This window comes from Phytobacter ursingii, from assembly GCF_001022135.1.
In the GTDB taxonomy this organism is placed as follows: domain Bacteria; phylum Pseudomonadota; class Gammaproteobacteria; order Enterobacterales; family Enterobacteriaceae; genus Phytobacter; species Phytobacter ursingii.
On the sequence record NZ_CP011602.1, the window covers coordinates 4689422 to 4712572 of the forward strand.

General features: G+C 48.3%; 21 protein-coding genes, 1 tRNA gene and 3 pseudogenes. 8 read left to right on the top strand and 17 right to left on the bottom strand.

Going from position 1 to position 23151, the window contains the following annotated elements; translation table 11 throughout:
• The first annotated feature begins 596 nt into the window (after window positions 1-596).
• The gene (gene fimZ / locus AB182_RS25650) at window positions 597-1229 is read left to right on the top strand and encodes a fimbria biosynthesis transcriptional regulator FimZ (RefSeq protein WP_047372537.1); all 633 of its coding nucleotides are present in this window, start codon (window positions 597-599) and stop codon (window positions 1227-1229) included.
• Between the two features lie 50 nt (window positions 1230-1279).
• On the opposite strand, the gene sfmF is transcribed toward fimZ, so the two are convergent.
• The 13 genes and pseudogenes from sfmF to AB182_RS25715 form a co-directional block, all read right to left on the bottom strand.
• Window positions 1280-1798, bottom strand: a complete 519-nt coding sequence (gene sfmF / locus AB182_RS25655; protein ID WP_047372538.1) for a fimbria assembly protein — start codon at window positions 1796-1798, stop codon at window positions 1280-1282.
• Window positions 1799-1806: 8 nt separating this feature from the next.
• A complete protein-coding gene (gene fimH, locus AB182_RS25660; RefSeq protein ID WP_047372539.1) occupies window positions 1807-2814 on the bottom strand; it encodes a type 1 fimbria D-mannose specific adhesin FimH in 1008 nt (335 codons plus the stop codon).
• A gap of 4 nt (window positions 2815-2818) precedes the next feature.
• Complete coding sequence (locus AB182_RS25665) at window positions 2819-5401, bottom strand: fimbrial biogenesis usher protein (protein ID WP_047372540.1); 2583 nt, start codon at window positions 5399-5401, stop codon at window positions 2819-2821.
• Window positions 5402-5419: 18 nt separating this feature from the next.
• Window positions 5420-6112: a type 1 fimbria chaperone FimC gene (gene fimC, locus AB182_RS25670; protein ID WP_047372541.1), complete on the bottom strand. Its 693-nt coding sequence runs from the start codon at window positions 6110-6112 to the stop codon at window positions 5420-5422.
• Between the two features lie 71 nt (window positions 6113-6183).
• The gene (gene fimA / locus AB182_RS25675; protein ID WP_047372542.1) at window positions 6184-6735 is read right to left on the bottom strand and encodes a type 1 fimbrial major subunit FimA; all 552 of its coding nucleotides are present in this window, start codon (window positions 6733-6735) and stop codon (window positions 6184-6186) included.
• Window positions 6736-7172: 437 nt separating this feature from the next.
• Complete coding sequence (locus tag AB182_RS25680; protein ID WP_139153729.1) at window positions 7173-9083, bottom strand: flagellin N-terminal helical domain-containing protein; 1911 nt, start codon at window positions 9081-9083, stop codon at window positions 7173-7175.
• A gap of 386 nt (window positions 9084-9469) precedes the next feature.
• Complete coding sequence (locus AB182_RS25685; RefSeq protein ID WP_047372544.1) at window positions 9470-9679, bottom strand: YdgH/BhsA/McbA family protein; 210 nt, start codon at window positions 9677-9679, stop codon at window positions 9470-9472.
• 236 nt (window positions 9680-9915) lie between these two features.
• Window positions 9916-10943 (bottom strand): annotated as a pseudogene (locus AB182_RS25690) (virulence RhuM family protein).
• Between the two features lie 349 nt (window positions 10944-11292).
• The gene (locus AB182_RS25695; protein ID WP_047372544.1) at window positions 11293-11502 is read right to left on the bottom strand and encodes a YdgH/BhsA/McbA family protein; all 210 of its coding nucleotides are present in this window, start codon (window positions 11500-11502) and stop codon (window positions 11293-11295) included.
• Between the two features lie 240 nt (window positions 11503-11742).
• The gene (locus AB182_RS25700) at window positions 11743-12051 is read right to left on the bottom strand and encodes a hypothetical protein (RefSeq protein ID WP_047372545.1); all 309 of its coding nucleotides are present in this window, start codon (window positions 12049-12051) and stop codon (window positions 11743-11745) included.
• 145 nt (window positions 12052-12196) lie between these two features.
• Window positions 12197-12532, bottom strand: a complete 336-nt coding sequence (locus AB182_RS25705; protein ID WP_047372546.1) for a hypothetical protein — start codon at window positions 12530-12532, stop codon at window positions 12197-12199.
• A 277-nt stretch (window positions 12533-12809) separates the two neighbouring features.
• A complete protein-coding gene (locus AB182_RS25710; protein WP_047372544.1) occupies window positions 12810-13019 on the bottom strand; it encodes a YdgH/BhsA/McbA family protein in 210 nt (69 codons plus the stop codon).
• Window positions 13020-13296: 277 nt separating this feature from the next.
• The gene (locus AB182_RS25715) at window positions 13297-13584 is read right to left on the bottom strand and encodes a SymE family type I addiction module toxin (protein WP_047372547.1); all 288 of its coding nucleotides are present in this window, start codon (window positions 13582-13584) and stop codon (window positions 13297-13299) included.
• Window positions 13585-13709: 125 nt separating this feature from the next.
• On the opposite strand from AB182_RS25715, the gene AB182_RS25720 reads away from it, so the two are divergent.
• On the top strand, window positions 13710-13901 hold the full coding sequence (locus AB182_RS25720) for a toxin-antitoxin system HicB family antitoxin (protein ID WP_047372548.1): 192 nt from the start codon (window positions 13710-13712) through the stop codon (window positions 13899-13901).
• Between the two features lie 126 nt (window positions 13902-14027).
• Here the strand turns inward: AB182_RS25720 and AB182_RS25725 are convergent, their stop codons facing one another.
• Complete coding sequence (locus AB182_RS25725) at window positions 14028-14627, bottom strand: hypothetical protein (RefSeq protein ID WP_052958921.1); 600 nt, start codon at window positions 14625-14627, stop codon at window positions 14028-14030.
• 410 nt (window positions 14628-15037) lie between these two features.
• A pseudogene (locus AB182_RS31110) lies at window positions 15038-15420 on the bottom strand (winged helix-turn-helix domain-containing protein); the annotation flags it as partial.
• A 486-nt stretch (window positions 15421-15906) separates the two neighbouring features.
• Between AB182_RS31110 and AB182_RS25735 the strand changes: the two are divergent.
• The 5 genes from AB182_RS25735 (at window position 15907) to AB182_RS32195 (ending at window position 20199) form a co-directional block, all read left to right on the top strand.
• Complete coding sequence (locus tag AB182_RS25735) at window positions 15907-16290, top strand: hypothetical protein (protein WP_047372550.1); 384 nt, start codon at window positions 15907-15909, stop codon at window positions 16288-16290.
• Between the two features lie 108 nt (window positions 16291-16398).
• The gene (locus AB182_RS25740) at window positions 16399-16698 is read left to right on the top strand and encodes a hypothetical protein (protein ID WP_047372551.1); all 300 of its coding nucleotides are present in this window, start codon (window positions 16399-16401) and stop codon (window positions 16696-16698) included.
• The gene (locus AB182_RS25745; RefSeq protein WP_047372552.1) at window positions 16685-18619 is read left to right on the top strand and encodes a UvrD-helicase domain-containing protein; all 1935 of its coding nucleotides are present in this window, start codon (window positions 16685-16687) and stop codon (window positions 18617-18619) included. The genes AB182_RS25740 and AB182_RS25745 overlap by 14 nt, the downstream gene beginning before the upstream one ends.
• Before the next feature lie 44 nt (window positions 18620-18663).
• A protein-coding gene (locus tag AB182_RS25755) for an IS3 family transposase (protein WP_085949497.1) occupies window positions 18664-19811 on the top strand; the annotation gives its coding sequence in 2 pieces (ribosomal slippage) (window positions 18664-18901 and window positions 18901-19811; 1149 coding nt in all).
• Window positions 19774-20199: a 3'-5' exonuclease gene (locus tag AB182_RS32195; RefSeq protein WP_167337907.1), complete on the top strand. Its 426-nt coding sequence runs from the start codon at window positions 19774-19776 to the stop codon at window positions 20197-20199. The genes AB182_RS25755 and AB182_RS32195 overlap by 38 nt, the downstream gene beginning before the upstream one ends.
• Before the next feature lie 17 nt (window positions 20200-20216).
• Here AB182_RS32195 and AB182_RS25765 read toward each other — a convergent pair.
• Window positions 20217-21207 (bottom strand): annotated as a pseudogene (locus AB182_RS25765) (tyrosine-type recombinase/integrase).
• A gap of 162 nt (window positions 21208-21369) precedes the next feature.
• Window positions 21370-21464, bottom strand: a tRNA-Sec gene (locus AB182_RS25770).
• Between the two features lie 288 nt (window positions 21465-21752).
• On the opposite strand from AB182_RS25770, the gene AB182_RS25775 reads away from it, so the two are divergent.
• Window positions 21753-23147, top strand: a complete 1395-nt coding sequence (locus AB182_RS25775; RefSeq protein ID WP_047372554.1) for a glycoside-pentoside-hexuronide family transporter — start codon at window positions 21753-21755, stop codon at window positions 23145-23147.
• Window positions 23148-23151: the final 4 nt, after the last annotated feature.

Sequence of the window (23151 nt, forward strand, 5' to 3'; positions counted from 1 at the left end):
GAGTTGTTACTCTCCGTGTCGACCTAAGAAACTACTTATTTCTGCGCATTTCTAGGAAATTGATTTACATTTGATTAACAATTGCAACTATTCCTGGACAGGATTTGTCTCTGAAGGTCATCCGTTTTTTTAATGTAAAAACAGGCTGTTGGTAAATAATACGTATAAAAAAAGAACGGATCCGATTAACGAACGCCAAACATTCGGGTTACAGCGTTGTTTTCCCTGTTAAAAACAAAACGGAAATCTTAAAAATGCATTTTCGTTAGGGTTTCGTTTCGAAATCAGACGGTATACTCCCCGATTTGCAGGATTTAATTTTTTTGAAAAAAGCTTTTATTTTTATAAGGCTTTTCGAATGAAGCGTCCCAGGTATAATCATCTCAACTTATTAACAAATAAGACTTATCTCAACTGCAGTACGACAAGACTATTTCCCATCTTCGCAGTCTGCGAGTGGAAATAAATCAGTCAGCATGGATGCTCACGGTTTTCCCCTGGAAGGCCCCGGCATTGAATTCTTGATTTTACATTAACCCATTCACCGCTAATGTGAATTATTGGCGTTTCGTTAAGAAAAAAGTCAGAGGCACAATATGAAACCGGCTTCCGTTATCATTCTGGATGAGCACCCTATTGTCAGAATGTCGATAGATGTGCTGCTCGCAAAAAACAAAGACGTACAGGTAGTGCTTAAAACCGACGATAGTCGTACCGCACTTGATTATATTCGTGCTAATCCCGTTGATTTGGTGATTCTGGATATTGAATTACCAAAGACAGACGGCTTTAGCCTGCTTCGCAGGATGAAAGCGATAAATGAGAAAATCAATGTTCTGTTTCTCTCTGCGAAGTCAGAATCATTTTATGCCGGGCGGGCAATCAGAGCCGGTGCGAATGGTTTTGTCAGTAAACGAAAAGATTTATGTGATATTTATAATGCTGTCGAAATGATCCTTGCGGGCTATTCTTTTTTCCCGTCCGACACCATCAACTTGATTAATCACCCGGCACGGCGAAAAGGCGAGCAGTGGGATATGCCATTGTCTAATCGGGAAGTCACGGTGTTGCGTTATCTGGCGAATGGTTTGTCGAATAAGGAAATAGCAGATCATTTGCTGCTGAGTAATAAAACGATCAGTGCACATAAATCCAATATATTTTCTAAGCTTGGCGTGCAAACGATTGTCGAGTTGATTGATTACGCGAAATCACACGAGCTTCTCTAGAAAACACGCCCGGGAGACAAGCTTCCGGGCGTGTTGTCATGCAACGGCGGTCAGTAATAATTGATCGTAAAGGTCGCCTCGGCGTTCGCCTGACCCGGCTGGGGGGTATCGGCAAGGGCGATGTAATTGGCATAAAAATGGAGCGTCGCATTCCCCTCGTCATCAATGGGCACCGGTGGGCTGGCGCTTTGCAAAGGGAGACGCTTGCGATCGCTGTCGCGCAATTCAATGGCTACTTTTTTCGCCATTTCGCTGTCGCTCAGCGCCAGGAGTGCGTTATCCGTTGCCGGCGCGCCGGAAAAAGTAATCGACGCGCTGCCCGGCGGGCAGTCGACTAGATGCAGCGTGAAAGGGACCGGCTGCGTGGTGCTCCCGGCGGTACGCAATTGCTTTGTTGGCCAGGTACCGAGCGCAACCGTTTTGTTACTGTCAGCTGCCTCGACAGCGCAGGTGAAATCCACCACATTGCCCCGAAGCTCAATATTGATTTCCCCCAGCGGCGTGATCGCCAGCGCGGCGGGGCTCAATACAAAAGGCAACAGCATCAGATAACGTTGCAGGTTTACCATCTTGCACCTCAGTCAAAATCCACGCGTAAATAGCCGCGTGCGCTGAATGGCCCTTCCGCAGGTTTGTTGCCCGTGACGCTCACCGGCCAGGCGCGAATCCCCACACTGGCCTGCGCGTTGTCATCCAGTTGAAACCTGATTTTACTGGCCAGCGTATTTGGCGTGAGTATGTTTCCACCTTCTTCAGCAATCATAAAGCCGACATCTTTGTTATCCGAAATCATCATATTATCCTGGTGATCTTCTGCCTCCAGACGCATGGAGAGGTAAGCCTGCGCGTCGATATTGGTGCACTTGATGGCCACACGCCGGGTTTGCGGTCTGGCCGTTTCCGGACGCCCGCCGGGGCCGGCGCGGCTAAACAGCGATGCGCCGATATTGCCGAAATCGAACTCCACCACCTGACCTGCGTTAATCTCACAATTTTGCGGCACTTCAATTTTACCGCTGTAACTGATGGTATAGACCGGCGTGGTCAGCGCATCGGCGGTGGTCGTTGTCACGTAAACCGTCAGCATGGTCTGGCGCGGAATCGGCACCATACTGATGAACGGTCGGGTCACTTTCAGCTTTAAAATCAGCTTCGAGTCATTCACCTGAAATGGCTTTTGGTTACTGACATTTCCATCCACTCCCATGCGGATATAATTCTGGGGAGGGTAAAAAACACCGGCGGCGGAATCGGTGATTTGCATCGCGCCCTGTAAATAGTCATTTATTCTTAGGTATTTATATCCTCCTTCGATACTTTCCGGGTCCCGTTCGCTCACGTAACTGCGGTAGGTGTAATTAACGGTGGTTCCCGCCGGACAGATGGCTTCAACGCCCACCCAGCCGGATTTGTCGGGGAGCGTAACGATTTGTCCTGGTTTATTGTTCGAACTGTTAAACGTATTCGACAAGTCATAATAAATATCGGTAGCGGCGCCTTGCCTGTTGTAGCAAATGGTGGCACTGGCGCTGCCTGATATCGCCAGCGCGGCGGCACCTATAGCCAGCATAGCGTTTCTGTTCATCGCATTATCCTTTTTGCTCACAGGTGAGGGTAGCCTGCGCCACGGCCTGCCTGAGGCTCTGTTCAGGCAATGTATAACGGGCCGTGCAGCGTGACCGGGCATCGTCGCCCCATTGCACCAGCAGTTCGCCTGCTAACGGCAAACCACTGAGGTAAATTTGCCCGTCCTCGCCCACCATACTGGTGAGGCCACTGCCTGTTTCACGCACGATGGCACCAAACGGCACCGGGCGGTCGCCCCGTTTGACGGTGAGCAGCGCGCGCACGCCAATTCGCGTAGCGAAACTGGCGCGTACCAGCGCGCCCTGGGTCGGCACCACGCGGCTGACGTTGTTTTCCACATCGGTGTGGTTATCCATCGAGAGGGTATCCAGCGCGATACGGTTATAGCGATAAACGGTGGCATACGGTATTACCGCGTAGCCGCGCCAGTCGGTTTTGACGCCGGTCTGATTTTCAATGCGCACACCCCGGGCGCCGGGCGCTTTAATCAACACATTGGTCTCGCCAGGCGGTTGGCTAAAGGTCACGCCGTCCGCATGTCCGATGATGCCGCCCGCCAGTTGCCAGTTGTAATCGTGTTGATCCCGGTCGTAGTTGTAACCGAGCCCCAGCGTGCCATAAGCCGCCTGCCAGTTCGCGCTGGCACTGCCGCTGTAACCATTGATATTACTGCGCCCCTGGTTGACGCTGTAGCTGAGGTTGCGCTCTTCCAGTAACGTGCCGCCCACCCCTGTGCGCCAGTTGTTTTGCCCGTTGCTATTGCGGTTAGCACTCACGCTTGCCCAGGCGCGATCGAGCGCGCTGTCACGGTTAAAGCGCTGGCCGCTGAACACGCTAAAGGGCACGGTGAGGTTGAAGGCGACGATTTTGTCTTTACCGCCCGTCGCCTGCGATTTATTCCAGGACCCGGTGAAGGAATAGCTCATCCCGCGCCAGCTACTGGCGTAGCCCAGTTGATACCACGTGTCGGCGTCGTGGGTGTTCCAGTAGGTTTGCTGACTGCCAGAGAGATATACCGAGCCGTAATTGCCCAGGTTTTGGGAAATGTTGGCCTGAAAGCGCCCCTTTTTGCTGTTGTAAAGGTTGTGCCAGCTCTTGAGGACCGGGGTCTTATGCCACTCGCCATCGCTGTCTTCTTCGTATTCATAACTTTCCATATTGCGATACGCGACATCGCTGAGGGTATAAAAGCCGCGTGTGGAGTAGCGATAGCCCAACAGCTGGAAGTTGGTGCCAAAACGGTTAAGGGATTTCGCATACAGAAAGCGCAAAGACTGCCCTTCGTGGGTGCTGCTGTCGGCCAGCGTGCTGCGCGCGTGGGTGACATCAAAGGAGACCGCGCCCCAGTCGCCGAGGTTTTTCCCGGCGCCCAGCACGAACGCGCTATAGCGTGATGCCAGCTGAGTGCCGGTATAGGCGGTGTAATTACCGGGCAGGCCAGCGACCAGCGTTGCCTGCCCAAAAGAAGGCTGAGATTGCTGAGTGTTGCCACTGCGGTATTTCCCTACCACCACGTCATATTTCATGCGCCCTTCACGTTGTAACAGCGGTACGGTGGAATAGGGCACGGTGTAGCGCTGCTGGCTGCCGTCTTTCTCTTCTATGGTAACGTCAAGGTCGCCGCTGGAAGAGGTGGGGCTCAAATCATTGATGGTGAAGGCCCCCGCAGAGATAAAGCTCTGATAAATAACGTATCCGTTCTGGCGAATCACCAGTTTGGCGGGGGTGCGGGCGATACCCCGTACGGTGGGGGCATAACCTTGCAGGCTATCCGGATACATGCTGTCTGATGAGGACAAGCGGGCGCCACGAAAGCCGAGGCTATCGAAGACGGTGTTATTGGTGTTGCTGTCACCCATCACCAGCTCGCTTTTCAGCGGGACGATGGCCCGTTGTACCCAGGTGCCAATGTTGCTCCAGCTTCGGGCAACGTCACCGTTGCTGTGGGAGTAACGCCATGCGCTGTCGTTGCGCAGCCGCCATGGGCCATAGTTGAGCCCACTTTGCAGGCTTAAAAAGTAGTTGTCGCTGTCGGTACCCCGGCTGCCGGTGAAGTTGTAATTGAGCAGCGCCGCGGTGATGCCCTCTTCCCACTCTTCGGGAGGAATGTAGCCGCGCGCACTGTTGTGCATCGCCGCCTGTGGGATGTTGACGTCGAGTCGCTGTGAGGCAAAGTGGTAAGTCAACGTTGCCCCCGGAATGGTCGCCGGGATATCAAGACAGTCATCCTTTGATGTCGCCAGTGCAGGGAAAGCCTGCAGGTTTACGCCTATGCGCGACAGCCATTCGCTGTTAAAGCACGGCGTGAGTCCACCGGATGCATCGGCACCGGTATGATCAGGCTTCACGACGAAACGCACATCCTGGCTGCTAAAGAACTCGTCATTACGCCAGACATCCACGCGATAAACGCCGGGGGGCTGATTGTTGCCTTTCTCAAAGCGAGACAGATCCGCGACGTTGGCGGCGTCGCTGGATAAGAAAGCCGGGTTGAAATAGCTTCCGGCGCTGCCAACTGCCGGGTACAGCGCGGCCAGTACAACCCATCGGGCACGGCATAATGAAAAGGACGCGAGCGTATTCATCATGATTCCTGTGAGGACTTAGTGCAGGCTGGCAGTGAGGTGGGGCGTGACTGCGCCATAGTCATTGACGGTCTGGAACGTGACGCCCCCCGAAAGGTTGGCGGGAAGGGCAACCTGGGCACGGTTTTTCGGCGCGACCATCACGTTGTCCAGCTTCTGGGTTCCCATTCGTACGTTGACCAGCGTGACGTAGTAAGGCGAGGGATTGGTAATAACCAGATTGTTTCCCGCGCGTGAGAACGCCAACTGTGCGGGTGCCGTTTCCGGTGACCCGGGTAATTTGGCCGGGCGCACGAACAGTTTGATGCGTGATAGCACCGCTAACTGGAGAACGTTTTTCCCCTCAAGGCTGTCTTTATCTACCGACGGAATCGCTTTGACGTTCATCCAGAAAATAGATTCCCGATCGGCAGGCAGGGGCTGCCCGGCATAAATAATACGCAGGGTATGTTCGCTTTTCGGTTCGCTGACGAATAAAGGGGGCGTCACGATAAACGCTTTCTCTTTTTCGCCCTTATTATTTTCTACCCATGAGTTCACCAGGAAGCGTTCTTTTTCGCCACTGTTGGTAATTGCCAGTGATGTTTGTTGCGCGCTTGCAGGATAAATAATCCTGGTGGCTCCCAGTGAAATACCGCCGTCTGCGTAAACAGGCAATGACAGCATGGCGAAAAATAAAGCGCCAAAGGTGTTTTTTAAATAATGATTCATAGCACAAGGACTCGTTGTGGACATAAATTTGCCCCATCCCTGGGGCCGGTATTCTCCTTACGCCAACTGCCTTATTCGTATTTCATGATGAATGTGGCATCAGCATTTGCCTGACCTGGTGAAGTCGTTGCTGCAGTCGCTTTATAGCGCGCAGAAAAGTTCAGGGTGTTGGTGCCTTCGAACAGCGTGTGTGCTACGGAGGTGACAACGCCGTCAGGTTTGAGCGGGTTAGAGGCTTCGTCGAGGATCTCAATACCCACACCTTTTGCGGTAGAGGTATTCTCCGAAGAGGCAATGGCCAGCAACGAGTTGTTAACGGCATCGGCCTGGCCAGAGAAAGAAACGGCAGCGGTTTGCGCCACGCTCGGGTCACAGTCATTCAGCACGATGGTGAAGGGGATCAGTGCGGAGGTATCACCCACTTTGGTGAACATCGCGGTGCGATACTGTCCGAGTTGTACCGTCTGGTTAGCAGACTTGGTGCTGACGGAACAGGCCGCATTGATCAGCTTACCTTCAAAATGCACAGTACCACCGTTCACGGTAACCACATCGGCCTGTGCTGCACCTGCTAATAACATAAGACCTGTTGCAACGGACGCAGACATTAATTTCATATTCATCGCTTTTCCTTGAAAAAATATATAACGCCAGCACTAAGCCGGATCCATTTAAGTGATAACGACATTGCATGTATTAAAACCTTTGTCAGTAACCGGGGCTTTCTCTCTCTCCTGAGATAGTCGGTTAAGGACGGCTTATACATCGCGTTTGTGCCGTGGTTATAAATTAATCTGTCGAAAGGGCGAATAATATTCGAAATGGCTTTGAACGGACTAAGGTGTTTCTTAATTGGATATAAGAATGAACGTAGTTGATATGATTTGTGAGCGATTGTTTAGACTGATCAAAATGACGAAGGTTAACAATTTTTAATGTTTATTATATTAGGTTGAATGAAACGATTTAATGATGGAGCCTTCGGCGCGGAGCCGCTTTTCTTCCTCATCCGGAGGGGGCGGCGTGAGGGGGAGCATTCGGATCAACTCTCCCCGCTAAATCAGCCACCTTTCAGCAGCGACAGCACGATCTCTGGCGTCATATTTGCCTTTGCCAGCACCTGCATACTGGATTGTTGCAGGATTTGCGCCCTTGTCATCGCCGATACCTCAGCAGCGTAATCCGCATCTTCAATTCTGGAGCGGGTCGCTGCCGTGGTGGCTGCCGCATTGCCCTGCGCATTTTTTACGGACGTCAATCTGTTGGCGACGCCACCCAACTCGGTGCGGCGCGAATCAACCTGACTAATCGCGTTATCAATGGCGGCCAGCGGATTTTCCGGGTGACGTAAGCGGATCTCTGCCCCTGTTTCCCACACGCTAAGGGTAGTGAAATTAGTGGACGCATCGGTACTGGAGCCCAGCGCTGTTCTGTAATAAATCTGCACCGCGCCAACGCCGTTAAGCGTTTTCAAATAAAATGTGTTCGTCAGATCATTTTGCAGCGCCAGTGTGGCGGTCTTTGCACCATAGGTGGTGCTGGCGGGCAGGTCCATATAGTACTTGCCGTCGCTATCCAGGCGAAGTACGTCATTAAATGTGTTTCCATCCGCATCGGTATATGTCACGTCCACTTTCGCGGGATCCAGAGTCACATGCGAACGCCCGCTGACACTGGTCACAGCGGTAAAACCATTTTGACTGGTGCTGCTGGTGGCTATGACGTGTAATGCGGTAGTGGTCCCGTCCGTCGTGGCGTTTACCGTGGCCGGGTAGTAACGAAAACTCCCGCTGCCATCGCTCATTTCCATCATGTACTGGCTGCCTGATTTCACCAGCCTGCCTGACACCGTGCTGCCATTGGCATCGGTAAACGTGGTTGCCGTCGTGCTGGTGTCTATCGCTGGCGTGGTGGTGACCTGCGCTGGCGGCGTCGCAAAGTCAGTATCCAGCAGGCCGCTGGTGCTGGTCATGGTTGCGGTTACCGCGCCGGATGTGCCAAAACTCAAGGTGGCTGGATAATAAAAATCATCCTGCTCAATGTAGTACTGCCCGTTGGCGTGAGTCAGTGTGGTGCCGCTTAACGTTGTGCCAGTAGTATCTACCATCGTGAGGGGCGTTATGGCGCGGGCAGGTATCTGGCTGACATCGCTATAGAGCTTGGTTGCGCTGCTTGCCGAAACAGACACGGTACCGGTGCCGGTCTGCGTATACCAGTCCGCCGACACGCTCGCCGGAAGAAATACGGCGTTGCCGTTGGTATCCGTTCCCTGAATATAATACTGGCTGTTGGCCGTGCTTCTGACCAACTGAGGCGACGTTATGCCCGCAGCGGTATAGCTCACCGTGACCGAGCTGCTGTTAAGAGAAATATTATAGGCCGTGCTGGTATAGCCGTTTGTATCCACAACATTATTGCTGATGCCGCTGATCACGAGGTCTTTCAGGCCAATTTCAGCAACGCTCATGCCCGGCGCAGAGAGATTAAGGTCGATTTTCTGGTTGTCGTTCGCACCCACCTGAAAGCCGACTTTACCCGCGCTGCCGTTTAAAAGTGAAATACCATTAAATTGCGACGTGCGATTAATTTCGTCGATGGCCTTCAGGTTGAGGTTGATTTCCGCCTGAATAGCATCGGAATCCGTTTGTGAGTAAGTACCATTCAGCCCCTGCACCGTTAATTCACGGATGCGCTGCAACCGGTTATTCACTTCATTCAACGCGCTTTCAGCGGTATCAATCATCGATAAAGCATCGCCGGCATTACGCTGTGCCTGTTCGAGCCCGTTTTGTTGGCTGGTTAAACGGTTGGAGATGGCCTGCCCGGCGGCATTGTCACTGGCACTGTTAATGCGCATCCCTGAGGAGAGACGACGAATGGCCGTTTCCAGCGCGGATGAGCTTTTGGCGGACTGCTTTTGGACATTTAGCGCTGAGACGTTAGTTTTTAGACTAATCATTACCTTGCTCACAAATATTCCCTGGCATTCATTATCGGCATGGCCGCATTTTCTTTAGGGAGATAATTTCCGCTAAGTCAGCCCGATGTGAAAGGTGAGGTGTTTTTGACTGGTGCAGGCGTAGCAGGCGTTTATATGTGAAATATTGTGCTGTAAAATTTTTCTAAACTGGAATTTAAATCGATAAAATTCCGTAGACTACGAAATAAGGTAGGTTGGGGAAGTTATTGATTGATGAGGTTGTGCCACAGGACGATTAACACCCATTAGCGACCCGGGGTTTACCCAATCACAAACGCAAAAAAGCCCCCGAAGGGGCCCTGAAGGGTTGTCTTTGAGGGCGAAACCGGCCGCCTTGCGGCGACCTGTCCGGCAGTTCCCTCTGCGACCATTCGGTCTTATTTGCTCAGTTCTGCGGTCATGTGAACAACGTTGTTCACGGTCGCTTCGGTAATTTTGTAAGACGCGCCTTCCTGCTGTGCCTGTGCGGCGATTTTTGCTTCTGCGCCGTCAATGGTGGAGGCGCTGGCGCTCACGCTCTGGGCGAAAGCACCGAAGGACATCATGGAGAGAGCGGCAACTGCAACGAAAGTTTTGATGGATTTCATGGTCGTATTCCTTAAGTTATTTGTTCGTGATAGGGCGTGTTGCCCTGATGTGATAAATAATAGACCGACCATCGGGTGATGAAAATCTAAACTATTTGCCGATAATGTTCAAAAAAATAGAACATAATTTGAACGTGTTTGTGGGGGATGAATGCGGGGTGTTTGTAGCCCGGATAAGGCGTTTTACGCCGCATCCGGGAAGGAACCCGGCGGCGCGGTACTTGCCGGGTTAAATGCTATTCCCCGGCCTTTGTTTCCCATTTGACCAATCCCGTAATATCTTTTTCACCCTCAGCCTCTTTCAGGCGACGTTGCTGCTCGGCAAATTGAACATATTCAGCCTGTGTTTTTTCGTCAGCGGCCTTCTTACTGACAGACCCCGCATCCTTTTGCACCTCACGGTCGTTAAATTGCAGAAACTGATCCAACTTTATCTGCCAGTCATGCAGGAAAACCTGTTTGCGTCGCCGGGCCTGGTCTTCGGCAAAATCCAGCCACATATTGACCACGCGATTGAGTTCGCCGATCTCTTCAGGATTGAGATAATTTTTGGCTACCGTAACATCGCTTTTGCGCACTTCTTCACTTTTGTAACTGGTCAACCCCATATGCGGTTTACTGGCGTCAGCGCGTTGGTTGATGAGTTCCGCCGCAGTATGGCCGGTGCAGGCAAAGTGCAGTTTGTTCTGGATGGTTTGAAAAAAAGCGTGGTCTCTTTGAGCGAAGGTTGGTAGTCAGCGGCAAGGGCAAAGATCTCACGAACCCGTAAATAAACCCTGCGTTCACTGGCACGGATATCGCGGATGCGTTCGAGCATCTCATCGAAATAATCAGGAACAGCTGAAGAACCCACGGGTGGATTTTTCAAACGCTCATCATCCATCACGAAACCTTTAACAAGGTATTCCTGAAGCGTTTGCGTTGCCCACTGGCGGAATTGCGTGCCTCGAATGGAACGGACGCGGTAGCCGACGGCGAGAATTAGCGGCAAACTAAAGAATTGAACATTATATGTTTTTCCATCGACGGCAGTTGTTCGGTAAAACCGAACAACTGAATTTTCGTCCAACTCTGCGTCGTCGAAGATATTCTTTATATGCCCACTGATAGTGGATTTGGCTTTGCCATACAGGTCGCAAATCATTGCCTGAGAAAGCCAAAGAGTATCGTTCTCGAAGCGACATTCAATACGCACTTTCCCGTCGCCGCTGGTAAACATTAAAAATTCACCTGCGGGGGATTGGGTTAATTCTCCATTTGTCATGCCACCTCCGAATCGCGAGCCGAATCTATCAAGCATGCCAGAAACACAGCCTGCGGTTCATTAGGTGAACAACTGATATGGGCATAACATCTATTGGCCGACAAGATACCTGCGCCGCCATCCGGGAACCCGGCGGTGCAATATTTACCGGATTACAAACGCAAAAAAGCCCCCGAAACGCGTAGCCCGGATAAGGCGTTTACGCCGCATCCGGGAACCCGACGGTGCAATATTTACCGAATTACAAACGCAAAAAAGCCCCCGAAGGGGCCTGAAGGGTTGTCTTTGAGGGCGAAACCGGCCGCCTTGCGGCGACCTGTCCGGCAGCTCCCTCTGCGACCATCCGGTCTTATTTGCTCAGTTCAGCGGTCATGTGAACAACGTTGTTCACGGTCGCTTCGGTAATTTTGTAAGAAGCCCCTTCCTGCTGTGCCTGTGCGGCGATTTTTGCTTCTGCACCGTCAATGGTGGAGGCGCTGGCGCTCACGCTCTGGGCGAAAGCACCGAAGGACATCATGGAGAGAGCGGCAACTGCAACGAAAGTTTTGATGGATTTCATGGTCGTATTCCTTAAGTTATTTTGTTCGGAATAGGGCGTTCTGCCCTGATGTGATAAATAATAGACCGACCATCGGGTGATGAAAATCTAAACTATTTGCCGATAACATTCAAAAAAATAGAATAAGATTTGAACGATGTTTGCGGGCGCTGGATGCAGGGAAAGGGGGAAAACCACGTCGCTCCTCTCGGGCACTGAAACCCCGGTGTCGCTGCGCTTACCGGGGCTACGCACACACTTTCACTCTGCCAGCGGGCCCATTTCCCAGCCTTGATGCACCGACGAACGCGATGCGCACCACCCCAGCGGCAGGGCGGCGAGTTGCTCTATCGTCGGGTCGTGCTCAACAATACTCTGCAAACTCACCAGGCAGGCATCATTGATATCCACGGCTTCTGGCTGGGCGGTGTGAAACTGCCAGCATCCATCATCGCTATCGTGCGTGACATAGACGATGACATCACCGTGGGTGAAAATATTCTTTCTGGCAATCACCGCAACATTCGGCGGATCGTTAAATTTCCATGCGGGAGTGTTTGTATTGCTCATCGCGCTTTTCCTTTCTTATCTGGAAATCTTCCCGAACATGTACGTTCGCCTTACAGGTTGGGGCACACCATGCGTCTCTCGCGTGCGCCGCATCCGGGGATCCGGCGACCGGGCTATGTTCTTTACTGCTTATCCGCTACCAGCGTTATGGATTAACGTATTCGAGGATTTCTTCGCCCATCAGCGTGCAGTCATTAAGGAAGATAAATCGCATCCGATATTTGCCTTTATAGATATTTCCCCATACCTGCAATACATCGAAATATTGTGATGTGTTTTGCGGGTTTTGGCGTTTTGCCAGCGGGATGACATGGTCATCAATTTCCGCCCTGTCATCATTATCACGATAAAAGGCCAGCAGTTTTTTGGCTTCTGAAATGGCCTGTGGCTTACAGGTCTCGGCAGACTTTTTCTCAGCGGCGAATGACTGGAAAGATATTGCGAATAATAAAGATGCGACGAGGGCGATAACTGGTTTCATTCTGAAGCGACCTTTTAACACATAAATGAGGGGGAGGGCCTGTCGTCACCCACACAGGGTTAATAAGGTTACTCTATTTATGTCGGAACGCAGACGTAAAAAAACAGGCGTAGCCCGGATAAGGCGTGTACGCCGCATCCGGGAACCCGGCGGTGCAATATTTACCGAACCACAAACGCAAAAAAGCCCCCGAAGGGGCCTGAAGGGTTGTCTTTGAGGGCGAAACCGGCCGCCTTGCGGCGACCTGTCCGGCAGCTCCCTCTGCGACCATCCGGTCTTATTTGCTCAGTTCAGCGGTCATGTGAACAACGTTGTTCACGGTCGCTTCGGTGATTTTGTAAGACGCGCCTTCCTGCTGTGCCTGTGCGGCGATTTTTGCTTCTGCACCGTCAATGGTGGAGGCGCTGGCGCTCACGCTCTGGGCGAAAGCACCGAAGGACATCATGGAGAGAGCGGCAACTGCAACGAAAGTTTTGATGGATTTCATGGTCGTATTCCTAAAGTTATTTTGTTCGGAGTAGGGCGTGTTGCCCTGATGTGATAAATAATAGACCGACCATGGGATGATGAAAATCTAAACTATTTGCCGATAACGTTCAAAAAAATAGAACATGTTTTGAGCGTGTTTGTGGGCGCGGATGCAGAGAGAGGGAGAAAGGTGTGCCGCCTCTATTGGACACTGAAACCCCGGTGTCGCTGCGCTTACCGGGGCTACGGTGTAGCCCGGATAAGGCGTTTTACGCCGCATCCGGGGTGATTCGACATCACGCTGCCGCAAGCGCGCCTTTAATTTCCTTCAACGCTCGCTTCGCCTGCTTTAACTCTTCTGACAGCATTTGTTCTTTGTCGCTATCGGTCATCAGCACAATACAACCGTCCATCACCTTAACGCTCACCTGACGTCCGGTGTCGAACCCCGCTTCACGCAGCCACTTGCCGGAAAGCGTTAAACTCGGCGTGCTGGTGTCGCCATGATGCGGGCGATATCCCACAATTAACTGGCGTTCGGTTCCAGCAGGCGTAAAGTCCAGGTTAGAATGCAAATCAGCCATAATCAACTCCTTGATAGTTGGTGAGGTTAGACGCTCCGGTGGTGTTGCTGCACCGTTGGAGCGTTGATTGAATAGGTGGTTAGGTGGCCTCCTATGTGAACCAGATTAAATAAATAGGTGGCCTCATGTCAATCATATCGCGCGAAAAAAAACCAAAAGGCGGCGGTCAGTCACCGCAGTTCAAAATGCGTATTGATCCGGCATTGAAGGCGCAGTTGGATGCCGCAGCGGCAGAAGAAGGGGTAAGCCTCGCCAGTTGGTTAAAGGAACTGGCGAGAGAGGCATTGCGGAAAAAAGGAATTGAACCGAAAGGTTAATCTATAGAGAATCTTTTCTGTGATATTAAGAACAAGTTACCTATATATTTTGTTCTTAATATCATTTTTCTCTTATTTCTCTTATTTCTCTTATTTCTCTTATTTCTCTTATTTCTCTTATTTCTCTTATTTCTCTAACTTCTCGATTTCCCTGTTTATGCTAAGAATGACTTGTTGCTGGCATCGTAATGTTTCGTTATTAATTTCTATGATCATGGGGGCATATTGAGAGGCTATATTAGTATAGGCCGCGAGAAGTCCTCTGTAGGATTCATTCATCGGTTCCTCTGCGATTTTTATTGCAATCTCACTTATTTTATTAATGTTCGTATTATTAGTGTTAAATGTATCTATTAAGCTTTTTGCTGTAATGTAAAACCTAACCACATCCTTTAGAACATTTTCATCAAGTTCGGATATAAATTCAGCATTACTTTCATAAAAAACAAAATTATTCTGTGTGATTAAGAAATAAACATCCAGGATTTGACCGTCTTTGTAGTTATTTATATGTGAGTTCATTCTCTGATTATATAATGCGGTAATAAGCTCAATTTCAGTCTTTACCCCCTTTAATATATTGATTTTCTTAGTTAAAAGGTCGTCTTCTTTTGTTTTGCGTTCTCTATTTCCTTCTATCAGCGTTCCCCATAAAGTAAAAAGACCACCAATTACAGCACCAATAAGCCCACTCCAAAATTCAGTAGAATTAATTAATTCAATCATTTACATTCACCAGTGATTTCTGAGTTCATTAATCAATATTTATACATTATTAAGATACGCAATCATTAGTTACGTGGTCAAGTTACAAATGAATAACCTTTCATAATACCTGTTACTGATTTTTTCTAGCGGTTCATATACTCAAGAATTAAAAACGTTCACTTCTTGTTTAAATAGACTGATACTCCATGGAGTGGACGGTTACTGATAATTACCAAAATTATCAATAACATTGTCTTATAAACTGATCCTATCCCGAGCTGTGATGGTAAAAGTTTTTGCAAGGAACATGTTCACAGTGTTCACTGCTTTTTTGTTCTTTACTTTCATTGTGTTAGTGGGTCAGCATTGAATGCTTCACTGTTCACTTTTGCCATTTTGCAGGTAAAAGAAGACCGGTATAGCCGGTCTTAGGTAGGTTGTATAGCGAAGGTGCCACCGCACCTCGGTAGCCAGTCGGCGTTGCTTTCTTCCCTCAGTGTGAGGTTGGTCCGCATCCCCTGATCAGTCCGGTGCTTGTCGTAATACGAGCCGTATTCTTTCAGCATGCCTGACAGCCCCTTGCCGAACGAGGTCATTTTGTAACTGTGCGCCTGCATGTACACCAGATAGGCGTGATAGGGTTCAGGCGCGGCTGACGCGGGATAATTTTAGCATTGCCAAGATACATTCCGTCAGCGTCCGGCAGGGCTTCCAGATAGTCGCAAAAGTCAAAGTCTGGGTCAGCGTCGTGCTTGATACCGATTGCCTCCTCAGAAGCCTGATTTGACTGGGTGAGTGCACGGGCATTCAGCTGAGCGCTATATCCGCTCGCATGAAACCTTACAGCGCGTCAGTGACCTGCCCCCAGTATTTGATACAACCTTCAGTTAGTAATGTCGGTTGGTTTTTCTTCATGTTTCCCGTTTCGCCGGCATAGAACTAGATTTATGCGCGCCGGTGTGCAGACATGGCCGCCCAGCACCCCGCCTGAAAATCACCAGAAATCCCGCTGTTTTTCCTGAATTACACCATGCATCCACAGGGTGCATGGTTTTGCATGTGTTTATTCACCTTTTTAAACCTTTGCCGCACCAGTCCCGGCGCGGTCTGAGCCGGTTCATGCACCTGCATGAAAACCGCCCCGTTAAGCGGGCAGGCGAGTCGGGGAGAGCATTGCGCACAAATTACATGGATTAAGGTCGGAATTCCCATAATTGGTGGTTGAAATGGAGTTAAGAATTATCTTAATTTATTGGATTGTGTAACAAAGTATTGATTCGAAACATGAGGGTGGTATATGCGTGAGACTGTTTCCCTATATGGTAAAGGAGAGTTCTCCCAAGGCTCCGTATTTTCTGGTCTTGAAACTTCTGCTGGTAATCCATGTATGGGTATAATAATTACTGCAAGATGCGATCTTGAACACAGAAAACTTAATAAAATTGTTTGTTTACCTGTTTATAGATTTGTCGACTGGATGACGCTATATGGTGATGATGATATTTTCGAAAAATCAAAATCGGATGTAATACAGCAACTCGATGCTCTTCTTGTTAAATATGGTCTAAGTTACGAATCCTTCAGGGTGTTCAAGTCTGATGAGGTTATAAGGATTTTAACCGAAAAGAAAATAAAAAAAACCGATCAAGATAAAATCGAACAATTTTCTAACTTCTTATAAAATAAAAAATTAAAGTGCGGCGTTAAATCTGTTCTTGAGAATGAAAAGAAATATCTGGAATCTTTATTCAATCACTCGAAAGCAAATGTCTATTTCATCGAAGGGCTTATGGGCGATACATCTGAAGCCTATATAATTGATTTGGGTGAACCAATTACTTTATCGATGCAAGTAATTGTGGATATAGATAAGACATTGTATTTTCAAAAGTATAATAGGAGTAAGAACACACTCTATAAGAACTTGCATATTAAAGAGTCTGAAGAAGCTAAATTCTTTTCAACACTAAATTCACCATATACGGAACATTTGCTTCAAAGATTTTCGCAATTTTATAGCAGAATCGGCACTGAAGATATTAGTTCTGATACACTCTCTATTATAAAGGATATTTATGAAAAGCGTTGATTATTTAGGGATGACTGAAGATGCAGCAAAAACTATTATATCTAATAGGGAACTGCAAAGTTATGATTTTGAGCGTGCACAAGATTTAGTTTCAATTTTTTTAGGTGAAGGAAATAAAAAATCTGCTGAAAGTCTTGGTTTGGAAATGGTGGAGTCCAAGAGTGGTTATATTCTTGTCACTCCAGAAGAAAAATTTTCATCTGAAAAAAATACGCTAACAATAGATTTTGAATGTTTGGATTTTAGAATTGTTAATCATAATTTAATTGTGGCGGCCATTCAAAAAACATTACGTTTTTGTGTAAAGTATTGGGGCAACCTAAACTTCAATAATAATGAATACATCCCACCAAGCTCAAGTAAAGCAATTGTTTTTCCTTTCCCAATGAACTCCGGAGCACCTTATCGAATTACATTAGAGCGACAACCTAGCGAAAAGAGAATGTCACGAAGATTTCCTGGGAAACATTTGCTTGCCTATAGATTTGGTACAAATGGAGGCGATGGAACTAAAGAAGAATACCCTTCAACTAACTTTAATAAAGCTATCGAGATATTGTTCTCCCATGAGTCATATCAAAAAAATAAAGATGAAGAAAAACGTCTTCAAACATCTTTTATAACTGCTGATTTAACTGAGGAAAAGGTTGATACCTCTAGTATTTTAGGATTTTCAGATCCCTTCAAAAAACTATCATCAAAACAGCTAACATTCATAAAGACCGTATATAACGAACCCGCTAGAATTGAAGGTCCTGCAGGGTCGGGTAAAACAATATGTATGGTGCTTAAAATACTTTATTGGTTAAATGAAGTTAATAAACAAGGGAAGAAAGTTAAGTTTCTATTTATTGCTCCAAGTACGGAGATGGTGAATAATGTTCATTATTTTTTTGAAGTATTAAATGGCAGTATTGAGAGCTATGATGAGAATCTTTTGGAGCAAGTTGAGATAAAAACATTACAAGATGTATGTACTCAGTTTCTAAAACAGGATATACATGAGACTGAATTGTTGGATGAAGATACTTTTGAATCTAAAAACATCCAGCTACTACATCTTGTTGAAATAGTATCAGACGAGAAAAATACTTTAGAACAAAAGAAAGGTTTTATAAGTTCTGAGCTGTATAAATTTATTAACGATGAAGATGAGTTTCACATAGCTGACATGCTTAGACATGAAATAAGTGTGGTTATCAAAGGGCGCTCCGATGAAAACCTCGACAGCTACAAAGATGTTAAACGTCCTTCCTATGGCTTACCTATCCAAAATAAAAATGATAGAAGCTTTATATTCGATATTTTTAACAAATATTCAGATATATTAAATAATCTTTCTCAATTTGATGTTGATGATGTGGCTATTTCAGCTCTTTCTAAATTGGATTCACCTATTTGGCGTCGGCGACGTAAAAACGATGGGTTTGATGCAATTTTTATTGATGAAGTTCATCTTTTTAACATGAATGAATTATCACTTGTGCATTATTTAACGAAGGATAGTAGTTTATCTCCTATATCTTATGCTATTGATTTAGCACAAGCATTGGGTGATGTCGCTTGGAATGATGTTGATTTTAATAATTCGGTGGGAATAAAGAACGAAACTGAACAAGTAAAACTTAATGCTGTATTTAGATCCTCTCCTTTAATTACTGATTTGGCTTTCTCAATTACTTCACATGGCGCTAATATATTTACCAATTTTGATAATCCTATATCAGAAGCTCCATACGTATATAACGACCAACTTGAGGATGAACATCCTAAGTACTATTTGATTGACTCCTCATCAAATATATATAGTAAGGCTTTTGAACTTGCAGATACTATAAGAGATAAACTTGGTGCCAGAAAACATCAGGTAGCAATAATATTTTTCGATAGATTTACGTATAGTGAATCGCCACGGGTTTAACAGACACCTCAGAGTCATTTAAGATGGCTTAAAGAGAGGTGCCCATGAGCGGTAAGCGTTATCCCGAAGAGTTTAAAACTGAAGCAGTCAAACAGGTTGTTGATCGCGGTTATTCTGTTGCCAGCGTTGCAACACGTCTCGATATCACCACCCACAGCCTTTATGCCTGGATAAAGAAGTACGGTCCGGATTCTTCCACTAATAAAGAACAGTCAGATGCTCAGGCCGAGATCCGCCGTCTCCAGAAAGAGCTGAAACGGGTTACCGACGAACGGGACATATTAAAAAAAGCCGCGGCGTACTTCGCAAAGCTGTCCGACTGAGGTACGCCTTTATCCGTGACAACTCCTGTTGCTGGCCTGTTCGCCTGCTCTGTCGGGTGCTGGATGTTCATCCCAGTGGTTTTTACGCCTGGCTTCAGCAGCCGCATTCACAACGCCATCAGGCAGACCTGAGACTGACAGGACAGATTAAACAGTTCTGGCTGGAGTCGGGATGCGTCTATGGTTATCGCAAAATCCATCTGGATCTGCGTGACAGCGGGCAACAGTGCGGAGTAAACAGAGTCTGGAGACTGATGAAACGTGTCGGAATAAAGGCTCAGGTCGGATACCGAAGCCCGCGGGCACGTAAAGGCGAGGCCAGTATCGTGTCACCCAACAGGCTCCAGCGACAGTTCAATCCGGATGCTCCTGATGAGCGTTGGGTAACGGACATAACCTACATCAGGACCCACGAAGGCTGGCTGTATCTTGCCGTTGTTGTTGATCTGTTCTCACGCAAAATTATCGGCTGGTCCATGCAATCCCGGATGACAAAGGACATTGTCCTGAACGCACTGCTGATGGCTGTATGGCGGCGTAATCCCGAAAAACAGGTGCTGGTTCATTCGGATCAGGGCAGTCAGTACACAAGCCATGAGTGGCAGTCGTTCCTGAAATCACACGGCCTGGAGGGTAGCATGAGCCGTCGCGGTAACTGCCATGATAATGCGGTTGCAGAAAGTTTTTTCCAGTTGTTGAAACGTGAACGGATAAAGAAAAAGATCTACGGAACGCGGGAAGAAGCCCGCAGTGATATTTTTGATTACATCGAAATGTTTTATAACAGTAAGCGTCGGCATGGTTCTAGCGAACAGATGTCACCGACAGAATATGAAAACCAGTATTATCAACGGCTCGGAAGTGTCTAGATTATCCGTGGCGATTCATAGTGAAGGTGTCTCATACGCTAACGATAATAAAAAAAGGATTATTGAAATTACGAAGCGTGGAGATTTATCGTCAGTTAACCTTGCTGATAAAGGAAGCCTTTATATTCTTACAATGGCTGATTTTGTTGGTGGCTTAGAATTTGATGCCGTCATATTAGTTGGGGTGGATAAAGGTCGAATCCCTGATGTTGCTAAAGCGACATCAACTGCAACAAAAATGTATCAAAACTATATCGCACACAATAGAATGTATGTTTCAGTTACTAGGGCGAGGAAAGTTGTGAATATTATAGGTGAGGCAACCCGTGGAGAGAGTGAAGTTTTAGAACATGCTATAAAAACTTCTAAGATTGAAGTTTATAAATAAAGCTATGGGGCTGATTTTCAATCAGCCCCATAGTTTGGATAAAGTAAATCAGCATACCACTGCATCATTTCTCTGCGCTGTGATATATATAACGCATGGTTGTAAGTACCACGAATGTTATTTTTATCAACATGTGCTAATTGCATCTCAATCCACACACTATTAAACCCTTGCTCATGCAAAATTGTCGACATGGTATGGCGGAACCCGTGACCGGTAGCTCGTCCTTTGTAGCCAAGTAACTCAATCACTTGTGAGACACTTTCTTTCGAGATTGGCTTACTGCGGTTGTTTCTGCCGATAAAAATATAAGGGTAATGACCGGTAATGGGTTTGAGTTGCTTAAATAGGTCAATGACCTGAGTAGATAAAGGAACAATATGCGGCCTGCGCATTTTCATTCATTCTGCGGGGATTTTCCAAATCCCTTTTTCCAAATCAATTTCATCCCAGGTTGCAAAGCGCATCTCTTGAGTACGAACCCCCGTAAGCATAACTATCTTTGCCGCACTTTTCTGGTTTTCTCCAGTGCTCCACGCTTCTCTATTCGCCGCAGAACCTCAAGCAGCTCTAAAGGCTTGATCTCACCGATAGGACGCTTGGCAATGAAAGGGAAAACATCTTGTTCGAAAGTCTTAATAATTTCTTCACGATAGGCCACTGTCCAGCGGTCAGCTTTGTTTGCGTGCCACTCTCGACATATGGCTTTGAATGAGTTTTCAGAAGAGAGTTGCTGCGCCAGTTTCTGAGCTTTGCGTTCTTCTACTGGATCTATGCCGTTTGCTACCTGCTTACGGGCCGTATCGCGTTTCTCACGTGCTTCGCACGGCTCACCAAATCGTAGCTGCCAAATGACATTAGTCGCGCTTTACCTGCAAAACGAAAGCGGAAGCGCCAGCCCTTTGAGCCGTCTGGATTGATGAGTAATGACAGGCCTTGCCCATCGTTAAATGTGTAGGGTTTGTCTTGGGGCTTTGCTCGTTTAATTTGTATGTCTGTTAGTGCCATGTGTATAAGTCAAAAATGTGTATAAAAAATCTATACACATCACTATGCATATTTTTCATGGATTCAGGGAGAACTTGTCGGACGGTTACGGATGAGTGATTTACTATATGTTTTGAAATTAAAGGATTTTTTAGACGTTGTCGGATGGTGTCGGAGAAACTTTGGCGGAAGATCACAGGAGTCGAACCTGCCCGGGATCGCTGGCGACCCCATCTGGATTTGAAGTCCAGCCGCCTCACCGGAGACGACGATCTTCCGCGCCTCGATTGCTACATGGAGGCGGGGCGCATTATAGCCACTTTCAACCATTTACCACATCCCCCATCACACTTTTTTCTCGGTCTGCTGTCCGCATTTCAGTACGTTTCAGTTAAATCCTAATTTATTCCGTGACTTAGTAATAATCCCCTCTTTAGCGCAACCGCGATCACAGAAAAGAAGAAACGTAATTTGATAACCAGAAAACGCAATTCCGGCGCAAAAGGCGATGGTTTACAACCACTGTAACCGGTCTCAGTGCAACTTTTGAGCGCTAAGGAATCAACATGAACTCGCATATCATTTCCGTGAAAGAAAAAATTGGCTACGGCATGGGCGATGCCGCCAGCCATATTATCTTCGACAACGTCATGCTCTATATGATGTTCTTCTATACCGACATCTTCGGCATTCCCGCCGGGTTTGTCGGCACCATGTTCCTGCTGGCGCGCGCCCTCGACGCCATCTCCGACCCCTGCATGGGCCTGATTGCCGACCGCACCCGCAGCCGCTGGGGGAAATTCCGCCCGTGGATTTTGTTCGGTGCCATCCCGTTTGGCCTCGTCTGCGTCCTGGCCTACAGCACGCCGGATCTCAGCCATAGCGGCAAACTGATTTATGCCGCCGTCACCTACACGCTGCTCACGTTGCTTTACACCGTGGTCAATATTCCTTACTGCGCGCTGGGCGGCGTCATCACCGACGACCCGAAACAGCGCATCTCCCTGCAATCCTGGCGCTTCGTGCTGGCGACGGCGGGCGGCATGCTCTCCACCGTGCTGATGATGCCACTGGTCAACCTGATTGGCGGCGATGACAAAGCGTTTGGCTTCCAGGGCGGCATTGCGGTGCTCTCGGTAGTTGCCTTTATGATGCTGGCGTTCTGCTTTTTTACCACCAAAGAGCGCATCCAGGTGCCGCCGAGCACCACGCCGATGCGTGAAGATCTGCGCGACATCTGGCAAAACGACCAGTGGCGTATCGTCGGGCTGCTCACCATCCTCAATATCCTCGCCGTCTGCGTACGCGGCGGCGCGATGATGTACTACTGCACCTGGATTATGGGTTCCGCGGGCATCTTCACTCTGTTCCTCACCACCTACTGCGTGGGCAACCTGATTGGCTCCGCGCTGGCAAAACCGCTTACCGACTGGAAATGCAAAGTCAGCGTCTTCTGGTGGACCAACGCCGCGCTGGCGGTGGTCAGCCTGGCGATGTTCTTCGTGCCGGTGGCCGCCAACGTCACCATGTTCATCTTTATCTTCGTGATTGGCGTACTGCACCAACTGGTGACGCCAATCCAGTGGGTGATGATGTCCGACACCGTCGACTACGGCGAATGGCGCAACGGTAAACGCCTCACCGGTATCAGCTTTGCGGGCACGCTGTTCGTCCTCAAACTGGGCCTGGCCCTGGGTGGTGCGCTGATCGGCTGGATGCTGGCAGGCGGCGGTTATAACGCGGCGGCCAGCAGCCAGAACAGCACCACCATCAGCATCATCATTGCCCTGTTCACCATCGTACCGGCCATCTGCTACCTGCTGAGCGCCATTATCGCCAAACGCTTCTACACCCTGAAAACCCCGTTCCTCGTCAAGATGATGGCGGAACTGGCACAGGGCGCGCGTCGCAATGAGCAGGATTTCGAAGGCCGGTCAGCGAACAAAGAATTTCAACACTAAGAGG

Excerpts from the sequence above, each read along its gene's own strand:
- AB182_RS25705 (WP_047372546.1), bottom strand. The coding sequence starts at position 12,532 with ATGAAACCAGTTATCGCCCTCGTCGCATCTTTATTATTCGCAATATCT.
- AB182_RS25740 (WP_047372551.1), top strand. The coding sequence starts at position 16,399 with ATGGGCGATACATCTGAAGCCTATATAATTGATTTGGGTGAACCAATT.
- AB182_RS25720 (WP_047372548.1), top strand. The coding sequence starts at position 13,710 with ATGTCAATCATATCGCGCGAAAAAAAACCAAAAGGCGGCGGTCAGTCA.
- AB182_RS25695 (WP_047372544.1), bottom strand. The coding sequence starts at position 11,502 with ATGAAATCCATCAAAACTTTCGTTGCAGTTGCCGCTCTCTCCATGATG.
- AB182_RS25665 (WP_047372540.1), bottom strand. The coding sequence starts at position 5,401 with ATGAATACGCTCGCGTCCTTTTCATTATGCCGTGCCCGATGGGTTGTA.
- AB182_RS25775 (WP_047372554.1), top strand. The coding sequence starts at position 21,753 with ATGAACTCGCATATCATTTCCGTGAAAGAAAAAATTGGCTACGGCATG.
- sfmF (WP_047372538.1), bottom strand. The coding sequence starts at position 1,798 with ATGGTAAACCTGCAACGTTATCTGATGCTGTTGCCTTTTGTATTGAGC.
- AB182_RS25745 (WP_047372552.1), top strand. The coding sequence starts at position 16,685 with ATGAAAAGCGTTGATTATTTAGGGATGACTGAAGATGCAGCAAAAACT.
- AB182_RS25700 (WP_047372545.1), bottom strand. The coding sequence starts at position 12,051 with ATGAGCAATACAAACACTCCCGCATGGAAATTTAACGATCCGCCGAAT.
- AB182_RS25725 (WP_052958921.1), bottom strand. The coding sequence starts at position 14,627 with ATGATTGAATTAATTAATTCTACTGAATTTTGGAGTGGGCTTATTGGT.
- fimH (WP_047372539.1), bottom strand. The coding sequence starts at position 2,814 with ATGAACAGAAACGCTATGCTGGCTATAGGTGCCGCCGCGCTGGCGATA.
- AB182_RS25685 (WP_047372544.1), bottom strand. The coding sequence starts at position 9,679 with ATGAAATCCATCAAAACTTTCGTTGCAGTTGCCGCTCTCTCCATGATG.
- AB182_RS25710 (WP_047372544.1), bottom strand. The coding sequence starts at position 13,019 with ATGAAATCCATCAAAACTTTCGTTGCAGTTGCCGCTCTCTCCATGATG.
- fimA (WP_047372542.1), bottom strand. The coding sequence starts at position 6,735 with ATGAATATGAAATTAATGTCTGCGTCCGTTGCAACAGGTCTTATGTTA.
- fimC (WP_047372541.1), bottom strand. The coding sequence starts at position 6,112 with ATGAATCATTATTTAAAAAACACCTTTGGCGCTTTATTTTTCGCCATG.
- AB182_RS32195 (WP_167337907.1), top strand. The coding sequence starts at position 19,774 with ATGAAAACCAGTATTATCAACGGCTCGGAAGTGTCTAGATTATCCGTG.
- AB182_RS25735 (WP_047372550.1), top strand. The coding sequence starts at position 15,907 with ATGCGTGAGACTGTTTCCCTATATGGTAAAGGAGAGTTCTCCCAAGGC.
- AB182_RS25715 (WP_047372547.1), bottom strand. The coding sequence starts at position 13,584 with ATGGCTGATTTGCATTCTAACCTGGACTTTACGCCTGCTGGAACCGAA.
- fimZ (WP_047372537.1), top strand. The coding sequence starts at position 597 with ATGAAACCGGCTTCCGTTATCATTCTGGATGAGCACCCTATTGTCAGA.